This is a genomic window from Paraburkholderia caribensis (assembly GCF_002902945.1).
Classification (GTDB): Bacteria; Pseudomonadota; Gammaproteobacteria; order Burkholderiales; family Burkholderiaceae; genus Paraburkholderia; species Paraburkholderia caribensis.
The window spans coordinates 2127017-2146746 of record NZ_CP026102.1; the positions used below are offsets into that span (position 1 = coordinate 2127017).

The window sequence follows — 19730 nt, forward strand, 5'->3', positions numbered from 1 at the left end:
CGCCGCTTCGATGCCGATGCAACCTCCGCACGCGCCTTCCGCCTGCGCCGCCTCCCTGGAATACCGAATACGACGGCCGTGCGAAATTGAGTAACATGGCCACGCACTGCAGGCATCGCATGTCGCCGCATTCCTGGTGACGCCCCCCACCTCCTGAATCTTATGCAAAGCTACTACGAAGCGACCGTCGAGCGGCCCGTGCGCCCTGCGCTGTCCGGAAACCTGAGCGCGAACGTCTGCATCGTCGGCGGCGGGCTGGCGGGCCTGTCTACCGCGCTCGGACTGGCCGAGCGCGGCGTGCGCGACGTCGTCGTGGTCGAAGCGAACCAGGTCGGCTATGGCGCGTCGGGCCGCAACGGCGGCTTCGTGTTCGGCGGGTACAGTCTCGATTGCGCGGACCTGCTGAGGATTCTCGGCCCGGAGCGCGCCCGCGAACTGTACGCGCTGACGATCGACGCCGTCGACCTGATGCGCGCGCGCATCCAGCGCTACGCGATCGCCTGCGAAGCGACGGACGCGGGCGTGATCCTCGCGAACTGGTTCGACGATCCGTCGCGCCTCGACAGTCAGCGCCGTTTGATGAAGGACGCGTTCGGCGTCGAATGGGAGCCGCTCGGCGCCGACGAGCTCGCCGTGCGGCTGAAGACCACGCGCTATCACGGCGGGCTGTTCGAGCGCAATGCGTTTCACTTTCATCCGTTGAAGTACGTGCTCGGTGTCGCGCGCGCGGCGGAAGCGGCGGGCGTGCGGATCGTCGAGCAGTCGCCTGTCGCGTCGCTGCACAGGCAAGGCGCCGGGTACGTCGTCGGGACGGCGCAAGGATCGATCGACGCCCGGCATGTCGTGATGGCGGGCGGCGGCTATGCGCGCAACGTGTACCGGCGCGTCGAGCGCGCCGTGCTGCCGATTGCGACCTACGTGATGGCGACCGAGCCGCTCGGCGCGCGGCTCGCCGATGCAATCGACTGCCGTTGCGCCGTCTACGACACGCGCTTCGCATTCGACTACTACCGTCCGCTGCCCGACTCGCGCATTCTGTGGGGCGGGCGCATCTCGATCCTGGAACGCGAGCCTGAGGCGATTGCGCGGCTGCTGCGCCGCGATCTGCTGAAGGTGTATCCGCAGTTGCGCGACGTGCGCATCGACCATGCGTGGGGCGGCCTGATGAGCTACGCGCGGCACAAGATGCCGCAGATCGGCCAGAGCGCCGACGGCGTCTGGTACGCGGTCGGTTTCGGCGGACATGGGATGGCGCCGACCACGGTGTCGGGCGAACTGCTGGCGGCGGCGATCGCGGGCGAGCGGCCCGTGCCCGATGCGTTCGCGGCCTTCGGTCTGACGCACACGTTCGGCGCGCTGGGCCTCGCCGCCGCGCAGTTGACATACACGGCGATGCAGACGCGCGATGCGCTCGCGGACCGTTCGCGGCGCCCGAACTGAGCCCTCGGGTTGCGCCCTTCCGGCGGCGCAGCCGCACGTGCGCGCAATGAAGCCGGGCATGCCGCCAGGCCATGCTGGCTGGTGATTTCGGCATGCTAGAATGAAATGTCACCGCCGCCGGAACACACAATGAAAAAGGGAAGCCGAGCTATCGCGCCCGAGCATAACGAGACCCCGAACGAACCCTCCGAACCACGGCGCAAATACGATCCCGAAGAGACGAAGCGCAACATCCTCGAGGTGGCCACGCAGGAGTTTTCGTCGATGGGACTCACGGGTGCGCGTGTCGACGCGATTGCGGAGCGCACCAATACCACGAAGCGCATGCTGTACTACTACTTCGGCAGCAAGGAAGGGCTGTACGAGGCCGTGCTCGAGAAGGTGTATGGCGATATTCGCGAGCTCGAACAAGATCTGAAAGTCAGCGATATGAGCCCTGTGGACGGGCTGCGTAGTCTCGTTGAGTTTACGTTTGACTATCATGATAAACATCGCGATTTCGTGCGTCTTGTGACTATCGAGAATATTCACGGCGCGAAGTATATCGAGCAGGTCAAGACCTTCAAGAATCGTAATGCGACGGTGATTCACACTATTGAAGATCTTCTTGCACGAGGCGTTGCTTCAGGGGATTTTCGTGATGATATCGATCCGATTGATCTGCATCTGTTGATCAGTTCGTTGTGCTTTCATCGGATTGCCAATCGGCATACGTTTGGGAATGCGTTTGGGCGCGATCCCTCTCATTCGAGGCTCAGGGCGCGGCATCGCGCGATGATTGTTGATGCTACTTTGAGGTTTGTTGCTCGTTAGGTTGTTTTTGCCTGCGGCGCTGGTTTGATGTTCCTTCCTTTGCGCTGGCATTCGGGTTTTGTTTTTGCGCTGGCATTCGCGTTTTGTCTTTGCGCTGGCATCCGCGATTTGTCTTTGCGCTGGCATCCGCGATTTGTTATCTAGCTTCACGCGTCGCCCCTGTGCGGGGCGGCACCTACTTTTCTTTGCCGCCGCAAAGAAAAGTAGGCAAAAGAAAGCGGCTCACACCGCCAGCCCTTGTCCTTGCCTGAGGGCCCCCAAAGGTTCTTACGCTTCACACGGCAATCACATCATTCCTGCTCGTTGCCAGCGCTCTTGCTGAGCGCCTCACCCGCTTCACGCACCCGCGTTTCAGCATGCCTCACCAGCCAGTCCACCGCCGCCCAGGTGGCAAACTGTGTGTAGGCCCTCGGTGCTCCACATGCTTCACTCCAGACCGATTGCGCACGCGCCCCACCCTGTAAGAGCGCTACCCTATACGCCGCGACAACCTGCACACAGTTTGCCACCTGGGCGGCACATACCATTCGCTGCCGCTTGACCGGGTACGGGTATCCGAAGCGGGTGAGGCATTCATTCGAAGCGTTGGCAACGGCCATCAATCAGCAAGTTGCCGTGTGAAGCGTGGGGACGTTGGGGGCCCGTGGACAAAGGTCAAGCGCTGGCGGTGTGAGCCGCTTTCTTTTGCCTACTTTTCTTTGCGGCGGCAAAGAAAAGTAGGTGCCGCCCCGCACAGGGGCGACGCCTGAAGCACGCTAACAATTCGCGGATGCCAGCGAAAGCAAAACCAAAAACAAAAGCAAAAACAAATCAAGCAAACAGACAGACCAACATTGAACGATTGAACCGCCGGCGGCAAAAGCCACCCCCACCTCAATCGCACGCGAAAAATCAGGCACACCGCTTGCCCCGATATAATTTCCCGAACGTTATGCGGTTCCGCATCGACGAGCCCGTCCGTCACCCGACGCCTCGTGCGGCGCCCACCGCCAACCAGAAGGAGACTCATGAAGAAGCTAGCCGTCACCCTGTCCATCCCGTTGCTGCTCGCCGCCTGCGCGCAATATCAGGCGTCCCACAACCCGGATGCCGGCGATCCGATGAAGGACAACATGACGAATCGCCCCGTCAACGACGTCATCCAGTGCATGACCCAAGCCGCGGCAAAGCACGACACGCCCGTCAAAGCCACGCCTATTCCACAAGGCCAGATGCTCGATTTCGGCGAATCCAACATCGTCAAGGTTCGGGCCGACAACGGCGCCACGACGTTCCGCTACTACGCAGGCAAACGCAACACGTCGAACCTGTGGATCGAAGGCGCAAGCAAGGAATGCGCGCCCTGAGGCCGCTCGCGAGTGCGGCGGCGTAACTGGATGTAACAACTTCTCCGCCCTCGAAGGCGGGGAGCTTAAGAATCGTTTAAGTCTGCGCTGCCAGTATTCGTCCTTGACACTGACCCGCGTTCCAGCCAGGTGCCCGGATGGATTACTACAAAGACCGCAACGACCCGACGAAGCGCATCGCGACCGAAACCCCGGCCGCATCCGCGCAAGCCGCCGCCGCGAAAGCAGCGCCGCCTAGAAAGACGACCATTCTCCGCCGGCTCCTCAGCCCGCATGAACTCGCCACGCTGCTGCTGTTGCTGCACGCACCCATGGCCGCGCTCGCCAAGCCGGAAATTCCGACGCTGCAGGAAGCCGGCCTCGTCGAAAGCATCGCCACGGATGCCGGCGATGAACCACACATTCGCCTGACGCCCGAAGGCAACGCGATTCTGCGCGGACTCGGCGTCAAGTAAGACCAGCGCATCCCGCGCTGCGAAACTACGCCTGCCACACGCCGTAACCCGCTTCGCGCAAGCCGATCGCCAGTTCGACTTCCATGTCGCGCGCGCCGTCGTAAGGCAGCGGATTGAAGACTTCATACAGTTCCGGCATCAGCCGCAAACCATAGTCGCGCACATAGCGATTCGACTGAATGCCCGCCTTGTGCCGGTCGAAACGCAAGTCCGGGTCCAGCCCGGTCATGCCCACATACACGCACGGCCGTTCGAACCGATACTCGGGATTCGCGCGTCGAAAGCGTGCTTCGTTCCAGACCGTATCGTCGAGCGCGACCACATACACGTAATAGCGAAGCTTCGCGCGGCGGACGGGCATGTTCTTGTGGCTGCTTATGTCTGGATGTTCGTGACCGGCTTCCGACCGCAAGCGCGGTTGATCGCTGGTTCGTTTTTGCTCAATGTGACTGTGCGAAACTGACAGTTAGTTGCGTGAGGTGCCGTGCAACAGCATCCGGTATTCGGTAGGCGTAACGCCGACCGTCGCCTTGAATTGTCGCGTGAACGCGCTGTGATCCGTATAGCCGCACAAGGCGGCGACATCGGTGACCTTGTCGTGTGACACGAGCAACGCCGTCGCCGCATCGAGCCGGGTCTTCAGCAGCACCTGGCGCGGCGTCAGATGAAACACCTTGTGAAAATACCGTTCGAGCTGCGCAACCGACATATCCGCCATCGCGGCAAGCTGCTTCAGGTTCAGCGGCTGCACGTAGTTCTCTTGCAGATACTGCACGACCGTCGCGAGCCGGCTATACGCGGGGTGGCTGCTTTCATCGGCGCGCAGATCGCGCGAAATGCCCGCCAGCCCGACCACTCGCCCTGCCGCGTCGCGCAACGGCTGCTTGCAGGTCAGGCACCAGCCCGGTTGCCGGCCAGGATACAGATGCAGTTCCAGCTGATCGACCATCTGATTGCCGACATGGATCACAGCCTTGTCCTGCGCCGTGTAGATACGGCCGAAGCGGCTCGGAAACACGTCTTCCGCCGTCTTGCCCAGCAGCTTTTCCTTCTCCTTGAATCCACAGCGCGACACCAGCGTGCGATTGACGAGCGCGTAACGCGCCTGCGCGTCCTTCACGAAGAACACGATATCGGGCATCGCGTCGAACACGGGTTCGAGTAGCGCGAAATGCGAGAGCATCCCGGCCAGCGACGCCGCAGCCGAATCGAGCGCGTCAGGCGTGGAAGCGAACGTGTTCATCGTGAGGATTCCGTGCATGGGCTGCGAGAACGTGAAGATTGCCCCGGCCTGGTCGCGGGCTGATCGATTATAGGGCGGCGCGTGGCAGGCGAAAAAATCTCGCGTCAGTGCGTTCGATGCGCGCCCAGGCATTTTTCTCGCAGACGGCGCGGATCAATGCGCGGCCGTATTCTCGTCGGCCGCAAGCATCAATGTGGCGATCTGCGCGGGGTGGATGGGCGGACGAACCTGCGTCACATCCCAGCCGAGCAACGCCTGCGCCGCACCGCCGCAAATGCGGCCCTGGCACGCGCCCATTGCGCAGCGCGTGTGCAGCTTCGCGTCGCGCCAGCTCGCATGCGCGCGAACCTCGCCGACCGATACGTCTTCGCAACGGCACAGCAAGGTGTCGTCGGCGGGTAGTTGGCGCGCGGGGTCGCGCAACGCGAACGCCATCTCGACTCGCGCTGCGAATCGCTGCCAGCGCGCGCGTTCGCGCCTCAATTGTTCAAAGGTTTCAGCTTGCGCGAGACCTAGGGCTGCACGCCCCGCAATTCGCCCTTCCACCCGCGCAAGCTCCATCCCGCCGACGCCCGCGCATTCGCCTGCCGCGAAGATGTTAGCGACGGACGTGCGCTGCGCACAGTCGACGGCGATCGCGCCGTCGGCGCGCGTCGCGCAGCCCAGCGCGCGAGCGAGCGTCGTGTCCGGCACGAGGCCGTAACCGCAAGCGATACGATCGCAGTCGAACATCTGGATGCGTCCGTCCGCGCGTTCGACGATCGCGCGCTCGACACGTCCGCTACCCTTCGCCGCACGCACGACGCTCGACGTCAGATAGCGAAGCCCGGTCAAGCCGCGTGTCAGTTGCGCGGCTTGCACGAGCTTCGCGGGCGTCGCCGCAAGCGACGCGCCAAAGCGCATCACCGACACCAGCGATGCCTGCTCGACCACGGCCACGACCCGCGCGCCCGCCGCACGCGCGGTCGCGAGCGAGGCGAGCAGCAGCGGCCCGCTGCCCGCGATCACGATGCGCTCGCCGCGCACCGGCACGCCGCCCTTGATCAACGCCTGCAAGCCGCCCGCGCCCGTCACGCCGGGCAGCGTCCAGCCGTCGAACGGCAACAGCAGTTCACGCGCGCCCGTGGCAAGGATCAGGCGGTCGTAGCCGATGCACGCGCCGCCATGTTCCGCCGATTCGATCAACAGCCGGCCTTTGTCGAGTGGGGCAATGACGCGCGCGGCAGACGCGAGCGTCACGTTGCCGCTCGACTGGATCTCATGCAGACGCGCGGCCAGTTCATCCGATGGCGGATGCGCGGGGCCAGTGCGCCATACCTGGCCGCCCTCGCGAGGGTTGTCGTCGAGCACGGCGACGCGCGCGCCCGTTTTCGCCGCTTCGCAAGCGGCAGCGAGACCCGCCGGCCCCGCGCCCACGACGACGACATCGAAGCGCTGACCGTTCATCGCGGCCTCGTCGTTTGCACGATCTGGCCGTCGCGGCACAGGGTCTGACATGCGAGCACATGCATGCGTCCATCGACGCTCACGCGGCATTCCTGGCACACACCCATGCCGCACATCGGCGCGCGCGGCTCGCCAGTGACGGACACGCGCGTGCCGTATGCGCGCCCGCCGCACACCGCCAGGGCAGCGGCGATGGTGGCGCCCTGCTCGATCTCGACAGGCTGGCCGTCGATCGTGATGCGAACGCGTGGACGAACGGCTTCAGACATGACATGCCCCAAGCTCGAAACGCGCAGGCAGAAACGGATCGACGGCAATGGCGGCCGCTGTCTGCGTGATCTGCGCGGCGAGCAACTGCGCCGTGCCGAGCGACGTCGTCACGCCCAGACCTTCATGACCGACAGCGAGCCACACGCCAGGCGCCGCGCCGCCCGCTGGGCCGATCAGCGGCAAGCCATCCGGCGATGCCGCGCGAAACCCCGTCCATGCGCGAATGCCGTTGAGCGTCGGCAATGCGGGCAGATAGCGGGCCGCGCGCTGCAGCATCTGCGCTAGCACGGGCATATCGACGGCTGGGTCGGTGGTGTCGAACTGGCGCGACGAGCCGATCAGCAGTTGTCCCGTCGGGCGCGGTTGCGCGTTGAACGCCACGGATGTTCCCGTCGCATGATGGGCGCTCTTGATGTAGCCGAGTTCGAGCAGTTGATGGCGGATGTAGCCGGGATAGCGGTCGGTGATCAGCAGATGGCCTTTTTTAGGCTGCAACGGCAAGCCGGCCACGAGTTCGCGCGCCTGTAATCCGTTCGCGACGACGATGTGCGCGCCGCCAACGCGCTCGCCATTCGACAGCGTGACATGCCGTGCATCGACGGCCACGGCTTGCACATGCAGCCGCACGTCGATCCGCGCAGCGCCGGGCGATTGCGTGAGCAGCCATTGCGTAGCAGACGGCGCATACACGATGCTGTCGTGCCCGATGAGCAAGCCGCCCGCCATGCCCGGCGCAAGCGACGGCTCGCAGTCGTAGAGCGCGCGCTCGTCGAGCAGTTGCGCCGCCACATCTTGCGCGGCGAAGGCTGCGTGCATCTCACGCGCGGCGTCGAGTTCTTCGGCGTCGGCTGCGACCCACAGCGTGCCGCAGCGCGCAAACGCATCGCGCGTTCGCAACTGCGGCGCGAGCGCGAGCCACAAGTCGCGCGAATAGCGGCTCAAAGCGAACTCCGCCGGCGAGTCGTTCATCACCACGATATGCCCCATGCCCGCCGCCGTCGCACCGCCGCCGATGCCAGCAGCGTCGAGCACCGTCACGCGCAGCCCACGCGCGGCGAGCTCCGCCGCGCACGCCGCGCCGACGATGCCCGCACCGACGATCACGACATCCGCCGTCATACCGTGCGGATGCCCCACGCGAACGGATCGCGCTCGTCGAAGCAAAGGCGGCTCTCGGCCATGATGTGGGCGTGCCCGGTGATGGTCGGAATGACGGTCGCGATGCCGTCCTGCGTGCCGCCTTGCGCGTAGCTCGCTTCAAACACGCTGCCGATGACGCTCTCCTGCCGCCACACCGTTCCCGCCGCCAGCTTGCCGTCGGCGGCGAGGCATGCGACCTTCGCGCTGGTGCCCGTGCCGCACGGCGAGCGGTCGTACGCGTTGCCCGGGCACAGCACGAAGCTGCGGCTGTCGATGCCTTCGCGCGAGCCCGGCCCGAACAGCTCGATGTGGTCGATCAGCGCGCCGTTCGCACCCGTGATCCCCGCTGCGATCAGCGCGTCGCGGATCGCCGAACTGAAGTGCGTGAGCTCGGGAATGTTCGACGCGTCGAGCGAGCGGCCATGGTCGGCGACCAGAAAGAACCAGTTGCCGCCCCACGCGATATCGCCCGTCAACGCACCGAAGCCGGGCACCTCGACAGTCACGTCCTTGCGATGCCGGTACGCGGGCACATTGCGCACCGACACGCTGAGATCGGCGTTGAGCGTCGCCTCGACGATGCCGACGGGCGTGTCGATCAGATGCCGGCCCGGCCCGATGCGCCCCATATGCGCCAGCGACACCACGAGACCAATTGTTCCGTGCCCGCACATGCCCAGATAGCCGACGTTGTTGAAGAAGATCACGCCCGCCGCGCACTCCTTGCGATCCGGCTCGCACAACAGCGCGCCGACCACCACGTCCGAGCCGCGCGGCTCCGTGACGATGCCCGCGCGCCAGTCGTCGTAGCGCGTGCGAAACGCGTCGAGCCGTTGCGCAAGCGTGCCGCCGCCAAGTTCGGGACCGCCGGACACCACGAGGCGGGTCGGTTCACCGCCCGTGTGCGAATCGATGACGTTCAAGGTTTTCATGTTGCTCATGGTAGGAACGCGGCGGCGCGCAGTCTTGAAGCGGTTGCGCGTGGATTGTGACGATTTCAGCATAGCCAGAAGAACGCGGATGTGGCTTGCATTCAGGCTGCGGCCGGGCGGTTCATCGAGCAGGCGGAGCGCAGCTGCACCGCGCGCGGACGCGGTATCGATCCAGCGAGCTTCGACAGTTGAATGACGGGTAAAACCGGAGCTAAACATCGAAAGCATCGTAAATCATGGATTTCTCTCGCATAGCCGTTATGCCGAAATCGTCACGCGGGACGCGCGATTCGCGCAAGACATCCGAATATTCCCTGCTTACACTGCACTCGACTCATCACTTTCAGGAGAGCAGTCGTGGCGCATATCTGGGAAGGCGTATTGCCCGCAGTCACCACCAAGTTCAACGCGGATTTCAGCATAGACCGCGCGTGGACCGGCAAGAATATCGAGGCGCAGATCGAAGCGGGTGTCGACGGGATCATCGTGTGCGGCTCGCTCGGCGAAGCGTCCACGCTTTCCCTCGACGAAAAGCTGCAGGTCCTCGACGTGGCCGTCGAGGCATCGCGCGGCCGCGTGCCCGTGCTGCTGACGATCGCCGAAAACAGCACGCTCGACGGCTGCCGACAGGCCGAAGCGGGCGCGAAGCGCGGCGCAGCGGGCTATATGGTGCTGCCTGGCCTGCGCTATCTGTCGGACCGCCGCGAGACGCTGAATCACTTCCGCATGGTCGCCGACGCCAGCCCGCTGCCGCTGATGATCTACAACAATCCGCTCGCGTATGGCGTCGACATGACGCCGGAGATGTTCGCCGAAATCGCCGACGAGAAGAAGATCGTCGCGATCAAGGAATCGTGTGGCGACGTACGGCGCGTGACGGATCTCATCAACGCCGTCGGCGACCGCTACGCGATTCTGTGCGGCGTCGACAATCTGGCAATGGAAGCGATCCTGATGGGCGCGCACGGCTGGGTCGCGGGGCTGGTGTGCGCGTTCCCGCACGAGACGGTCGCGATCTACAGGTTGCTGAAGGCGGGACGGCTGGAAGAGGCGCGCGCGATTTATCGCTGGTTCGCACCGTTGCTCGCGCTCGATGTGTCGGCCAAGCTCGTGCAGAACATCAAGCTGGCGGAAGCGATTGTCGGCCTCGGCACGGAGCCGGTGCGCCCGCCGCGCCTGCCGCTCGCCGGTGAAGAGCGCAAGGCCGTCGAAACGCTGATCCGCCGCTCGATTGAAACGCGTCCATCTCTGCCGAAGCTGTAAGCGAACGCGGGGAACATAAAAAAGCGGCGGCTGCCTTCCACAGGCAGCCGCCGCCAGAACCGCTCAAATCCACTCAGGCCGCTTCCGCATGCGGCACAGCGGCGACTTCGTTCGTGCGCAGATGCAGCAGGCGATAGCCGCTCTTGTACACGGGCTGCAGACGGAAATCGTTGTGCGGCTCGATTTCCAGCAGCGTGCGCAGGCGCGACACGTGACTGTCGATCGTACGTGTCACCTCGCGGAACTCGCGGCCCCAGACCATCGCGAAGATGTGATCGCGCGACAGCACGCGACCGATGTTCGAAAAGAACAGCGAGGCCAGCCGGTACTGCGTGCCCGACAACTGCACGGGCGCGCCGCGCAGCGTGACCAGTTGGCGGCGGGTGTCGAAGTGATACGGCCCGACGTCGAAACTGTCCTTGCCGTAGCGTTCCGGATACGCGCGCCGCAGCAGCGCCGACAGGCGCTCGCGAAACTCGGCATGCCGCACGGGCAGTGTGGCGTAGTCGTCGGCACCCAGCACGAACGCGCGCACGACGTTTTCTTCCGAGCTATCTGCCGAAGCGAACATCACGGGCATGCGCTCGCCGCCTACCGAGCGCACGGCCTTGAGCACATCCGTGCCCGACAGACGCAGCGCGTGCCAGTCGAGAATCAGCAGATCGACCGTCGAACGGGCGAGCACCTTGGAGAGCGTCAGGCCGTCGTCGTACACGACGCAACTGTGGCCAGCCTGAACAATGATTTTTTCCAGCAACTTACCCTGCACGAGGTCACGTTGAAGAATGGCGATACGCATGGATGAGTCCCCGACAATTGGTCCAGGAACGCGATTCTGTTCACGCTATACCGTTAAGCCCATAAGACTTGTCTGAATTTGCAAAGGTTTTGCTACAAATTACATACTGTAAAATCGCGGGCTGGCCAAAATCGTCATCACGCCGCCCTATCCGGACCGGTGTGCCGTGTCCCGTGCGCTACCCCGCACTGTCGCACTTCCCGCCTGACGACCGCCGTACTCCGCGCCCAACGCGCGGCTCTTCTATTCATACAACGACAGGCAATGCAAGCAACAGAACTGGGTAGACCACACGCCAGGGACAGCGCGCACGCGCGCCCCTTGACCCGCCACGACTACAAGACGCTCAGCCTCGCCGCGCTCGGCGGCGCGCTCGAGTTTTACGACTTCATCATCTTCGTGTTCTTCGCTCCGGCGATCGGACAGCTGTTCTTCCCGCAGTCGATTCCCGACTGGCTGCGCCAGCTGCAAACCTTCGGCATCTTCGCCGCCGGTTATCTGGCGCGGCCGCTGGGCGGCATCATCATGGCGCACTTCGGCGACCTGCTCGGCCGCAAGCGCATGTTCACGCTGAGCGTGCTGCTGATGTCGCTGCCGACGCTGCTGATGGGCGTGCTGCCCACCTACGCGAGCATCGGCATCATGGCGCCCGTGCTGCTGCTCCTGTTCCGCGTGATGCAGGGCGCGGCCGTCGGCGGCGAAGTGCCGGGCGCGTGGGTGTTCGTCTCCGAGCACGTGCCGCAGCGCCACGTCGGCTATGCATGCGGCACGCTGACGGCGGGCCTGACGGCGGGCATCCTGCTCGGCTCGCTGGTTGCGTCGGCCGTGAACCGCCACTTCGCACCCGCTGACATCGCCGATTTCGCCTGGCGCATCCCGTTCCTGCTCGGCGGCGTGTTCGGTCTTTTTTCTGTGTATCTGCGCCGCTGGCTGCACGAGACGCCCGTGTTCGCCGAAATGAAGCAGCGCAAGTCGCTGGCGGCGGAAATTCCGCTGAAGGCGGTGCTGCGCGATCACGGCCGCGCCGTGATCGTGTCGATGCTGCTCACGTGGATGCTGTCGGCCGCGATCGTCGTCGTGATCCTGATGACGCCGACGCTGCTGCAAAAGCAGTTTCACATCGCGCCGGCAACGGCACTGTTCGCCAACAGCATCGCGACGCTGTTCCTGACGATCGGCTGCGTGCCGGCGGGCTCGCTCGCCGGGCGCTTCGGCGCGGGCCGCACGATTTTCGCCGGCTGCGTGGGGCTCGGCATCGCTTATTACGTGCTGTTCCAGCAACTCGCCGTCGACAGCGCGATGCTCGTGCCGCTGTACGCAATCGCGGGCCTGTTCGTCGGCGTGATCGGCGCGGTGCCCTTCGTGATGGTCAACGCGTTCCCGCCCGTGGTGCGCTTCTCGGGCATCTCGTTCTCGTACAACGTCGCGTACGCGGTGTTCGGCGGCCTGACGCCGATCGTCGTTTCGCTGATGCTGAAGTCGAATCCGATGGCGCCCGCGCTTTACGTCGGCGCGCTGTGCGTGATCGGCGCGCTGACCGCGTGCTTCGTGAAGCGGGACGCCGCGCAATAAGGCTGTTTCAAGTGGCGTGCGCGGGCACGTCACTTGCCCTTCTGGACCGGTCGTCGCATCGACACTTCATGCCGGTCCGAAACGTCGCATGGCGGGGCCGCCCGATCATCGACGCATGAATACTTCTCCCGTACCCCGCTTCACGCCGGCGCTCGCGCGCATCGTCGCGACGGTCAGCGTCGGCTTCGTCGTCACGCAACTCGACGTGACCATCGTCAACATCGCGCTCGCGAAGATCGGCGCGGATCTGCATGCGGACGTCACGGGCCTGCAATGGATCGTCGATGCCTACACGCTCGCGTTCGCGGTGCTGATGCTGTCGGCGGGCGTGCTGGGCGACCGCTTCGGCGCGCGCCGGATGTTCGCCTGCGGTATCGCGCTGTTCGCGGCGGCGTCGCTCGCCTGCGGGCTCGCATCGGGCCCCGCCCTGCTCGTCGCCGCGCGCGCCGTGCAAGGGATGGGCGCGGCGGCGATGCTGCCCAATTCGCTCGCGTTGCTCAACGAGGCATGCAGCCACGATCCGAAGCTGCGGGCCCGCGCCGTCGGCCTGTGGACGGCAGCAGGCGCGATCGCGATTGCGGCGGGCCCGGTGATCGGCGGACTGCTGATCGCCGCGTTCGGCTGGCGCGCGATCTTTCTGGTGAATCTGCCCATCTGCGCATTGGGGCTGGCGGCGACGTTCGCCTGGGTGCCGCGTCCGCGAACGGCCTCGACGGGTAAGGCGCCCGGCAAGTCCGCTACGACTTCGACCGCGCGCGGCATCGATCCCGTCGGCCAACTGCTCGCGGTCGTCGCGCTGACGGCTTTCACGGGCGCCGTGATCGAGTGGCGGCCGCTCGGACCCGCGCATCCGCTCGTTTATGGCAGCTTCGTGCTTGCGCTGATCGCGACCGTCGCGTTCGTCGTCACCGAGCGGTGCGTCGATACGCCGATGCTGCCGCTCACGTTCTTCGGCAACCGCACTTTCAGCGCGGCTGTGCTGTTCGGCATCTGCGTGAATCTGACTTACTACGGCGTCGTGTTCGTGCTGAGTCTTTATCTGCAGCATGCGCGCGGCGAGACGGCGTTGCAGGCCGGTCTCGCGTTCCTGCCGCTGACGGGCGGATTCCTGGTGTCGAACGTGGCGAGCGGCTGGGTGGTCGGGCGCTTCGGCGCACGGGTGCCGATGATCGCGGGCGCGATCACGGCTGCCCTCGGCTACGGCCTGCTGCACTTCGCGCAAGCCGCCTCGCCGCTCTGGACGCTGCTGGTGCCGTTTCTGCTGATCCCGTCCGGCATGGGACTCGCCGTCCCGGCGATGACCACAGCCGTGCTCGCTTGCGTCGACGTGAATCGCGCCGGCACGGCATCGGCGGTGCTGAACACGGCGCGCCAGGCAGGCGGCGCGGTCGGCGTGGCGGCGTTCGGCGCGCTCGCGAGTGCGAGCGCGGCGGATGCGGCGGGCGCAGCGCAGGTGGTAGCCGGGCTCAGATCGTCGACGCTGATCTCGTCGTGCATTCTGTTGTGCGCACTCGGGCTCGCCTGTCTCGTGCACCCCGAGCCGCACGCGCACGACCGGGCGCGCGCTGGCCGCAACGCCGCACGGCCTGCGAACGCCAGCGAATGACGCACGCATGACACACGCATGACCCGCCAAAAGCGCAACACCCACGCTGCACGCGGCATCGTGGGTGTTGCAATGGTGGAACGGCAGCAGAGGTTACAGCGTCGTTTCCTGAATCGCGCCCGTATCGAGCGCCTTTTCTATGAGCCCTTCGCCCTGCACCTTGCGGATCGCGTCGGCGACGAGTGTCTCCGGCTGTTCGATCTCCGCCTTGATCGAACTGATCAATCCGGCTGCATCGAGGATCACGAGCGTTTCGGCCGTATCGGCCCGGCTGATGATCACGCGATGCGGCGTCGGCCCTTCGCCGAGGCTCGCGCAAAATTGCATGACCGTGCCGTTGATCGTCTGGTCAAAAGCTTGAATCATCGCGTGCTCCTTTTAGTCGAATTGGCTTGCAGCTTTGCATAGTGCACGAATGATGCCCGCTCTTGCGAAAGCCTCGCAACGGAAGGCGCGCTTATTTCCGCTTTCGTGCCGTTTTTATGCCGCTCCGGCGCAGCGAGCGCAACGATCACAGGCTGCTGCCCAGCCCCCCGCGCGGCGCACGCGCGCCGTCGATGCTGAAGCGTCCTGCGCCCGTCACGAACAGCAGCAGGAATCCGCCCGCAATGCCGACGTTCTTCCAGAAATGAATGATCATGTCGCGCTGCAAGGCGGCGTCGGTGATATTCCAGAAGTCGTGTCCGAGAACGGCTGTCGCGATCGTGTAGGCGGCCATGAACAGGCCGAGTGCGCGGATTCTGAAGCCAACCACGAGGAAGAGTCCGCCGAGCAGTTCGACGGCCGTCGCAATCGGCGCGGCAATCTGCACGAACGGCACGCCCTTCGAATGCAGATAACCGACGAAGCCCGCATAGCCAAGCAGCTTCATCACGCCGCCCCAGAGGAACAGCAGGGCAAGCGCGAGGCGGGCAAGAAGAATTACGCCGGAATCGACGGGACGCGTCATGGATGTGGCTCCTGATTTGAATTAAGCAGAAGACCGGGCGACACATCATCAGTTCCCGGGCGCTCAAGTCAGAATAAGTGGTATGCCCCGCTTTTCCAAGCAATCGACATAGGCTAAATCTGACGCACTCTGATTTCTAATCGGCTCGCAAATTCATCAGCCGATGCGGGCGCGAGCTTGTTATAATCTTCTCAGGAAATCGAACGAAATCTAACGCACCATCTTCGCTGAACGTGCGTTGAAGAGACCATCCCCATGCTGAAAACTGAACGTCTGCGCATGCTCGCCGATGCGCTGGCCAAACAGAGCGTGATGCGCCTGCGCGACGCGGCGACGTTACTGGGCGTATCGGAGATGACGGTACGCCGGGACATTGCCGCGAGCCCGGAGCACTTTACGTATTTGGGCGGGTATATCGTCAGCGCGACGGACGTGCCGAACACGGCTGGCTATTCGCTGGAACAGGAAAAGGACCATTTCGCGCAGGCGAAGGCGGAGGCGTCGGCGGTAGCGGCGAAGCTGATTGGGAACAACGAGACGCTGTTTATCGATTGTGGTACGACGCTTACTACGCTGGCGCGGCTGATTCCCAACGATCTGCATGTGACGATTGTCTGCTATTCGCTGAACGTTGCGGAGATTTTGCGGCGCAAGCCGAATGTGCGGATGATTCTTCTGGGCGGTGTTTATGTGCCGTCGTCGGATTCGTTTTCAGGCGAAGAAAGCATCGAGGTACTTCGGCGCATGGGGATCAACAAGGCGTTTATTTCCGCCGGTGGGGTTGATGATGCGCACGGTGTGACGTGCTGGAATTTTCATGAAGTCGCGCTGAAACAGGCCGCGATGGCGGCGGCTGTCGAGAGTCATCTCGTGGTTGATAGCAGCAAGTTTGGTGTGGTTAAGGCGGTTCGGTTCTCGAAGGTCGAGGAGTTTGCTTCGATTATTACTGAGAAGGGGCAGCAGGTTACTGTCAGGCGGAAGGGGTAGTTTTTTGTCTGCGGTGCTGGGGGTGGTTTTGTTTCTGCGCTGGCATTTCGCGGTAGAGCATTTGTGGGGCCAGGCGATGCCGTTCGGTGTGTTGGCCTTTGCGCTGGCATCCGCGTTACGTTAGCTCGCTTCAAGCGTCGCCCCTGTGCGGGGCGGCACCTACTTTTCTTTGCCGCCGCAAAGAAAAGTAGGCAAAAGAAAGCGGCTCACACCGCCAATTCTTGACGTTTGTCCACGGGCCCCCAACATCCCCACACTTCACACGTCCGTGCCCTGGGTAGTGCCCGTTGCCAACGCTTCGAATGAACGCCTCACCCACTTCAAACACCCGTACATGAGCCAGCGGCAGCGAATGGTATGCGCCGCCCAGGTGGCAAACTGTGTGTAGGTTGTCGCGTCGTATGGCTTGACGCTCTTACCGGGTGGGGCGCGTGCGCAATCGGTCTGGAGTGAGGCGTGTGGAGCACCGAGGGCCGACACACAGTTTGCCACCTGGGCGGCCGTGGACTATCTGGCGTGGCATGCTGAAACGCAAGTGTGTGAAGCGGGTGAGGCGCTCATTTAAAGCGTTGGCAACAAACGTGGGTCACGTGATTGCCGTGTGAAGTGTAAGAACCTTTGGGGGCCCTCAGGCAAGAAGAAGAGCTGGCGGTGTGAGCCGCTTTCTTTTGCCTACTTTTCTTTGCGGCGGCAAAGAAAAGTAGGTGCCGCCCCGCACAGGGGCGACGCATGAAGCACGCTAACAATTCGCGGATGCCAGCGCAAAGCAAAGGCAAATCGCGGATACCAGCAAAAACAACAAGCAAACCACCCAGCGTCGCAGACAAAAGAAACCCCTTACCCCTTCCGCTGCAAAGCAAACAACGTCCCAGCAATCAAGATAAACGCCCCGATAATAACCTTCTGCCAGGTACTAGGCACCCCAACCAGAATAAGCACGCTATTAATGAGCGTAACAAGCACGACCCCAAGCAGCGTGCCAACTACAGTCCCCGTCCCACCGGTAATCCGGGCCCCGCCCAAAATCACCGCAGCGATCACATCGAGTTCAGTACCGACAAGATCAAAAGGATTCGCGAGCCGGTTATTCGACACATGCAGAATGCCTGCAATACCCGCAAGCATCCCCGTATAACCGAACACAAAAAGATGAATAGCCCGCAGGTTATAGCCAAGCCGCTCGGCAATGGCAAGACTGCCACCCATGGCATACACACCGCGCCCCATCATCGTGCGATTAAGCAACCACCACGTGACAACAGCAGCAATCACGAGCGCCAGCACAGACGCAGGCAACACCGCCCGCAGCCCGTCCGCCGTGTGATAAAAGAACAGCGGAATACGCCCAAAATGATCCATGCTGTGCGGAATGTTCATAAAGAACGTCGTGCCGATAAACGTCAGCAAAATCCCGCGATACAGATACTGCGTGCCGATCGTCACGATCAGCGAAGGCGCCTTCAGCCGATGCACCAGCAAGCCATTGATCACGCCAAGCACAATACCGCCCACCGCGCCAACAACAAGAATCAACGCAAACGGCGCATCCGGCCACCAGGCAAACACAGCCTTGGTAATCGCATACATGGTGAGCGCGCCAATCGCCGTGAACGACACGTCAATACCGCCCGACGCGAGCACAACGAGCGTCCCCAGCGCGAACAGCGACATCGTCGTCGCCGAATGCAACAGATCGAACAGCGTCGCAAGCTGAAAGAAGCGCGGATTGATCGCGCCAACGATCACGCACGTCACGACGATCAGCGCCGCCGTGAACCACTCCGGGTTGCGCGAGAGCTTCGCGCGCCACGTGGGCGGCTTCACCTCGGGCGCGATTTCGACGACGTTGGGGGTAGTCACGGTCCGGTCCATGATAGACGACATTTTATGCAGCCTCTGACAGCAAAGCGTGATAAAGCTCCGCTTCGTTCAACTGATCCGCGCGATACTGATTCGCCACGCGGCCTTTCTTCATCATCAGAATGCGATCGCAGTTCTGCAGCAGCTCGGGCAGGTCATCGCTGATCAGAATGATGCCAATGCCACGCTGCGACAGCTTCTGCATGATCCGATAAATGATGTCCTTCGAGCCCACATCCACGCCGACAGTCGGCCCGTGCAGAATCAGCACGCGCGGATCGATCGCCAGCCAGCGGCCAATCAGCACGCGCTGCTGGTTGCCGCCCGACAGCGACTGCACCGGCTTGTCGACACCAGGCGTCGCAATCTGCAAGTCCTTCACCGTCTGCTCGGCAAGCTGCTGCGCGCGCGCACGGTCGATCTGTCCAAAGCGGTCGCGCAAGCTCGAAATCATCGCCGTGATCACGTTGTCGCGAATCGGCTTGTCGAGAAAGAGCCCTTCGTTCAGGCGATCTTCGGGAACATAGCCGATCCGATGATCCTTCGCGTGCGCTGGCGTGCGCAACACCACGTGCCTGCCTTCGAGCGTGACCGTGCCGCTCTCGGCCGGCGCGACACCCGCCAGCGCGCGCGCCAGTTCGTTGCGGCCCGAATCGAGCAGTCCCGTGACGCCGAGAATCTCACCACGATGCAGTGCGAACGACACATCGCGGAACTGCGCGCCGCGCGTGAAGCCCTTCACGTCGAGCACGACTTCCTTGCCGACTTCGCCTTCACGATACCGCTCGCTCGACAGATGACGGCCTGTCATCAGCTCGCTGATCTGCGTTTTCGTGTAATCGGCGATCGGGCCTTGCGCCATCTTCTGGCCGTCACGCAGCACGATCACTTCGCCGCCGATCGCATAGCACTCGTCGAGCTTGTGACTCACGAACAGCACCGTCACGCCCTGCGCGCGCAGATTCGCGAGCACGGCGATCAGGTTGTCCACTTCTTTTTGCGTCAGCGACGTGGTCGGCTCGTCCATGATGACGAACTTCGCTTCGCTCGCAATCGCACGCGCGATCGCCACGAGTTGCCGCGTCGCGAGCGGCAACTGTTCGATCAGCGTCGACTGGAATCCGGCGTCGCCCGGCAGACCTACGGCTTCGAGCGCTTTCGCCGCGGTGCGCGCGAGCGCCTTGCGATCGAAGGTACGCGTGAGGCGACCATTGTGTTCGGCAAGCTCCGACGTCAGCGCGACGTTTTCGGCGACGCTCATGTTCGGCAGCAGCGACAGGTCCTGATAGACCGTCTCGATGCCTGCCGCCAGCGATTCGAGTGCCGACAGCCGCGCATGCGAAACGCCTTCGATGATCAGTTCACCTTCATCGGGCGGCTGCGCGCCGGAGATGATCTTGATGAGCGTGCTCTTGCCGCAGCCGTTTTCGCCGAGCAGGTGATAAATCTGCCCGCGCTCGAATGACAGGCTCACGCCGCGCAATGCATGCACGCCCGTGAACCGCTTGTGTACGCCGACCACCTGCAGGAACGGCGTGGAGGAAACGTTTTGATTCATGCTGAAAAGCCGTGCTCCAGATGAATGTCGAAGCGTGCGGGCGCTCGCTCG

The 19730-nt window shown here is 63.4% G+C and carries 19 protein-coding genes; 8 read left to right on the forward strand and 11 right to left on the reverse strand.

Annotation, left to right across the window (positions count from 1 at the left end):
- The first annotated feature begins 162 nt into the window (after positions 1-162).
- The 4 genes from C2L66_RS26125 to C2L66_RS26145 all read left to right on the forward strand — a co-directional run bounded on the left by C2L66_RS26125 (position 163) and on the right by C2L66_RS26145 (position 4054).
- A complete protein-coding gene (locus tag C2L66_RS26125) occupies positions 163-1440 on the forward strand; it encodes an NAD(P)/FAD-dependent oxidoreductase (protein ID WP_060605583.1) in 1278 nt (425 codons plus the stop codon).
- Between the two features lie 129 nt (positions 1441-1569).
- Positions 1570-2253: a TetR/AcrR family transcriptional regulator gene (locus tag C2L66_RS26130; protein ID WP_060605580.1), complete on the forward strand. Its 684-nt coding sequence runs from the start codon at positions 1570-1572 to the stop codon at positions 2251-2253.
- A gap of 1007 nt (positions 2254-3260) precedes the next feature.
- Positions 3261-3599 carry a hypothetical protein gene (locus C2L66_RS26140; RefSeq protein WP_054933795.1) on the forward strand — a complete coding sequence of 113 codons (339 nt, stop codon included), beginning with the start codon at positions 3261-3263 and terminating at the stop codon, positions 3597-3599.
- Between the two features lie 137 nt (positions 3600-3736).
- Complete coding sequence (locus C2L66_RS26145; RefSeq protein WP_082670423.1) at positions 3737-4054, forward strand: hypothetical protein; 318 nt, start codon at positions 3737-3739, stop codon at positions 4052-4054.
- A 25-nt stretch (positions 4055-4079) separates the two neighbouring features.
- Here the strand turns inward: C2L66_RS26145 and C2L66_RS26150 are convergent, their stop codons facing one another.
- From C2L66_RS26150 to C2L66_RS26175, 6 genes are all read right to left on the reverse strand, one after another.
- Positions 4080-4415, reverse strand: a complete 336-nt coding sequence (locus tag C2L66_RS26150) for a hypothetical protein (protein ID WP_035996812.1) — start codon at positions 4413-4415, stop codon at positions 4080-4082.
- 105 nt (positions 4416-4520) lie between these two features.
- Entirely contained in the window at positions 4521-5297 is a 777-nt protein-coding gene (locus C2L66_RS26155; RefSeq protein WP_054933797.1) for an AraC family transcriptional regulator, read from the reverse strand.
- 153 nt (positions 5298-5450) lie between these two features.
- Positions 5451-6743 carry an FAD-dependent oxidoreductase gene (locus C2L66_RS26160; protein ID WP_060605574.1) on the reverse strand — a complete coding sequence of 431 codons (1293 nt, stop codon included), beginning with the start codon at positions 6741-6743 and terminating at the stop codon, positions 5451-5453.
- The gene (locus C2L66_RS26165; RefSeq protein WP_060605570.1) at positions 6740-7012 is read right to left on the reverse strand and encodes a (2Fe-2S)-binding protein; all 273 of its coding nucleotides are present in this window, start codon (positions 7010-7012) and stop codon (positions 6740-6742) included. The genes C2L66_RS26160 and C2L66_RS26165 overlap by 4 nt, the downstream gene beginning before the upstream one ends.
- A complete protein-coding gene (locus C2L66_RS26170) occupies positions 7005-8132 on the reverse strand; it encodes an NAD(P)/FAD-dependent oxidoreductase (protein WP_060605568.1) in 1128 nt (375 codons plus the stop codon). Before C2L66_RS26170 ends, C2L66_RS26165 begins: the two co-directional genes overlap by 8 nt.
- The gene (locus C2L66_RS26175; protein WP_060607162.1) at positions 8129-9094 is read right to left on the reverse strand and encodes a 4-hydroxyproline epimerase; all 966 of its coding nucleotides are present in this window, start codon (positions 9092-9094) and stop codon (positions 8129-8131) included. Before C2L66_RS26175 ends, C2L66_RS26170 begins: the two co-directional genes overlap by 4 nt.
- Before the next feature lie 348 nt (positions 9095-9442).
- On the opposite strand from C2L66_RS26175, the gene C2L66_RS26180 reads away from it, so the two are divergent.
- Positions 9443-10348 carry a dihydrodipicolinate synthase family protein gene (locus C2L66_RS26180; protein ID WP_054933791.1) on the forward strand — a complete coding sequence of 302 codons (906 nt, stop codon included), beginning with the start codon at positions 9443-9445 and terminating at the stop codon, positions 10346-10348.
- Positions 10349-10421: 73 nt separating this feature from the next.
- Here the strand turns inward: C2L66_RS26180 and C2L66_RS26185 are convergent, their stop codons facing one another.
- Positions 10422-11147: a response regulator transcription factor gene (locus tag C2L66_RS26185; protein WP_054933790.1), complete on the reverse strand. Its 726-nt coding sequence runs from the start codon at positions 11145-11147 to the stop codon at positions 10422-10424.
- A 264-nt stretch (positions 11148-11411) separates the two neighbouring features.
- Here C2L66_RS26185 and C2L66_RS26190 point away from each other — a divergent pair, with 264 nt between their 5' ends.
- Together C2L66_RS26190 and C2L66_RS26195 are read left to right on the forward strand one after the other, a co-directional pair.
- The gene (locus C2L66_RS26190) at positions 11412-12719 is read left to right on the forward strand and encodes an MFS transporter (protein ID WP_060605565.1); all 1308 of its coding nucleotides are present in this window, start codon (positions 11412-11414) and stop codon (positions 12717-12719) included.
- An 88-nt stretch (positions 12720-12807) separates the two neighbouring features.
- Positions 12808-14325 carry an MFS transporter gene (locus C2L66_RS26195; RefSeq protein WP_060605563.1) on the forward strand — a complete coding sequence of 506 codons (1518 nt, stop codon included), beginning with the start codon at positions 12808-12810 and terminating at the stop codon, positions 14323-14325.
- Positions 14326-14418: 93 nt separating this feature from the next.
- On the opposite strand, the gene C2L66_RS26200 is transcribed toward C2L66_RS26195, so the two are convergent.
- On the reverse strand, positions 14419-14691 hold the full coding sequence (locus tag C2L66_RS26200; protein WP_054933788.1) for a hypothetical protein: 273 nt from the start codon (positions 14689-14691) through the stop codon (positions 14419-14421).
- A gap of 145 nt (positions 14692-14836) precedes the next feature.
- A complete protein-coding gene (locus C2L66_RS26205; protein WP_054933787.1) occupies positions 14837-15274 on the reverse strand; it encodes a DoxX family protein in 438 nt (145 codons plus the stop codon).
- 255 nt (positions 15275-15529) lie between these two features.
- Here C2L66_RS26205 and C2L66_RS26210 point away from each other — a divergent pair, with 255 nt between their 5' ends.
- Complete coding sequence (locus tag C2L66_RS26210) at positions 15530-16261, forward strand: DeoR/GlpR family DNA-binding transcription regulator (protein ID WP_054933786.1); 732 nt, start codon at positions 15530-15532, stop codon at positions 16259-16261.
- An 837-nt stretch (positions 16262-17098) separates the two neighbouring features.
- On the opposite strand, the gene C2L66_RS26215 is transcribed toward C2L66_RS26210, so the two are convergent.
- On the reverse strand, positions 17099-18145 hold the full coding sequence (locus C2L66_RS26215) for an ABC transporter permease (protein WP_054933781.1): 1047 nt from the start codon (positions 18143-18145) through the stop codon (positions 17099-17101).
- 1 nt (position 18146) lies between these two features.
- Positions 18147-19679 carry a sugar ABC transporter ATP-binding protein gene (locus tag C2L66_RS26220; protein ID WP_054933780.1) on the reverse strand — a complete coding sequence of 511 codons (1533 nt, stop codon included), beginning with the start codon at positions 19677-19679 and terminating at the stop codon, positions 18147-18149.
- Positions 19680-19730 lie beyond the last annotated feature (51 nt).

What these genes read in the sequence shown, in the direction of transcription:
- C2L66_RS26125 (WP_060605583.1), top strand. Translation starts at nt 163, where the DNA reads ATGCAAAGCTACTACGAAGCGACCGTCGAGCGGCCCGTGCGCCCTGCG.
- C2L66_RS26130 (WP_060605580.1), top strand. Translation starts at nt 1,570, where the DNA reads ATGAAAAAGGGAAGCCGAGCTATCGCGCCCGAGCATAACGAGACCCCG.
- C2L66_RS26140 (WP_054933795.1), top strand. Translation starts at nt 3,261, where the DNA reads ATGAAGAAGCTAGCCGTCACCCTGTCCATCCCGTTGCTGCTCGCCGCC.
- C2L66_RS26145 (WP_082670423.1), top strand. Translation starts at nt 3,737, where the DNA reads ATGGATTACTACAAAGACCGCAACGACCCGACGAAGCGCATCGCGACC.
- C2L66_RS26150 (WP_035996812.1), bottom strand. Translation starts at nt 4,415, where the DNA reads ATGCCCGTCCGCCGCGCGAAGCTTCGCTATTACGTGTATGTGGTCGCG.
- C2L66_RS26155 (WP_054933797.1), bottom strand. Translation starts at nt 5,297, where the DNA reads ATGAACACGTTCGCTTCCACGCCTGACGCGCTCGATTCGGCTGCGGCG.
- C2L66_RS26160 (WP_060605574.1), bottom strand. Translation starts at nt 6,743, where the DNA reads ATGAACGGTCAGCGCTTCGATGTCGTCGTCGTGGGCGCGGGGCCGGCG.
- C2L66_RS26165 (WP_060605570.1), bottom strand. Translation starts at nt 7,012, where the DNA reads ATGTCTGAAGCCGTTCGTCCACGCGTTCGCATCACGATCGACGGCCAG.
- C2L66_RS26170 (WP_060605568.1), bottom strand. Translation starts at nt 8,132, where the DNA reads ATGACGGCGGATGTCGTGATCGTCGGTGCGGGCATCGTCGGCGCGGCG.
- C2L66_RS26175 (WP_060607162.1), bottom strand. Translation starts at nt 9,094, where the DNA reads ATGAGCAACATGAAAACCTTGAACGTCATCGATTCGCACACGGGCGGT.
- C2L66_RS26185 (WP_054933790.1), bottom strand. Translation starts at nt 11,147, where the DNA reads ATGCGTATCGCCATTCTTCAACGTGACCTCGTGCAGGGTAAGTTGCTG.
- C2L66_RS26190 (WP_060605565.1), top strand. Translation starts at nt 11,412, where the DNA reads ATGCAAGCAACAGAACTGGGTAGACCACACGCCAGGGACAGCGCGCAC.
- C2L66_RS26195 (WP_060605563.1), top strand. Translation starts at nt 12,808, where the DNA reads ATGGCGGGGCCGCCCGATCATCGACGCATGAATACTTCTCCCGTACCC.
- C2L66_RS26200 (WP_054933788.1), bottom strand. Translation starts at nt 14,691, where the DNA reads ATGATTCAAGCTTTTGACCAGACGATCAACGGCACGGTCATGCAATTT.
- C2L66_RS26205 (WP_054933787.1), bottom strand. Translation starts at nt 15,274, where the DNA reads ATGACGCGTCCCGTCGATTCCGGCGTAATTCTTCTTGCCCGCCTCGCG.
- C2L66_RS26210 (WP_054933786.1), top strand. Translation starts at nt 15,530, where the DNA reads ATGCTGAAAACTGAACGTCTGCGCATGCTCGCCGATGCGCTGGCCAAA.
- C2L66_RS26215 (WP_054933781.1), bottom strand. Translation starts at nt 18,145, where the DNA reads ATGTCGTCTATCATGGACCGGACCGTGACTACCCCCAACGTCGTCGAA.
- C2L66_RS26220 (WP_054933780.1), bottom strand. Translation starts at nt 19,679, where the DNA reads ATGAATCAAAACGTTTCCTCCACGCCGTTCCTGCAGGTGGTCGGCGTA.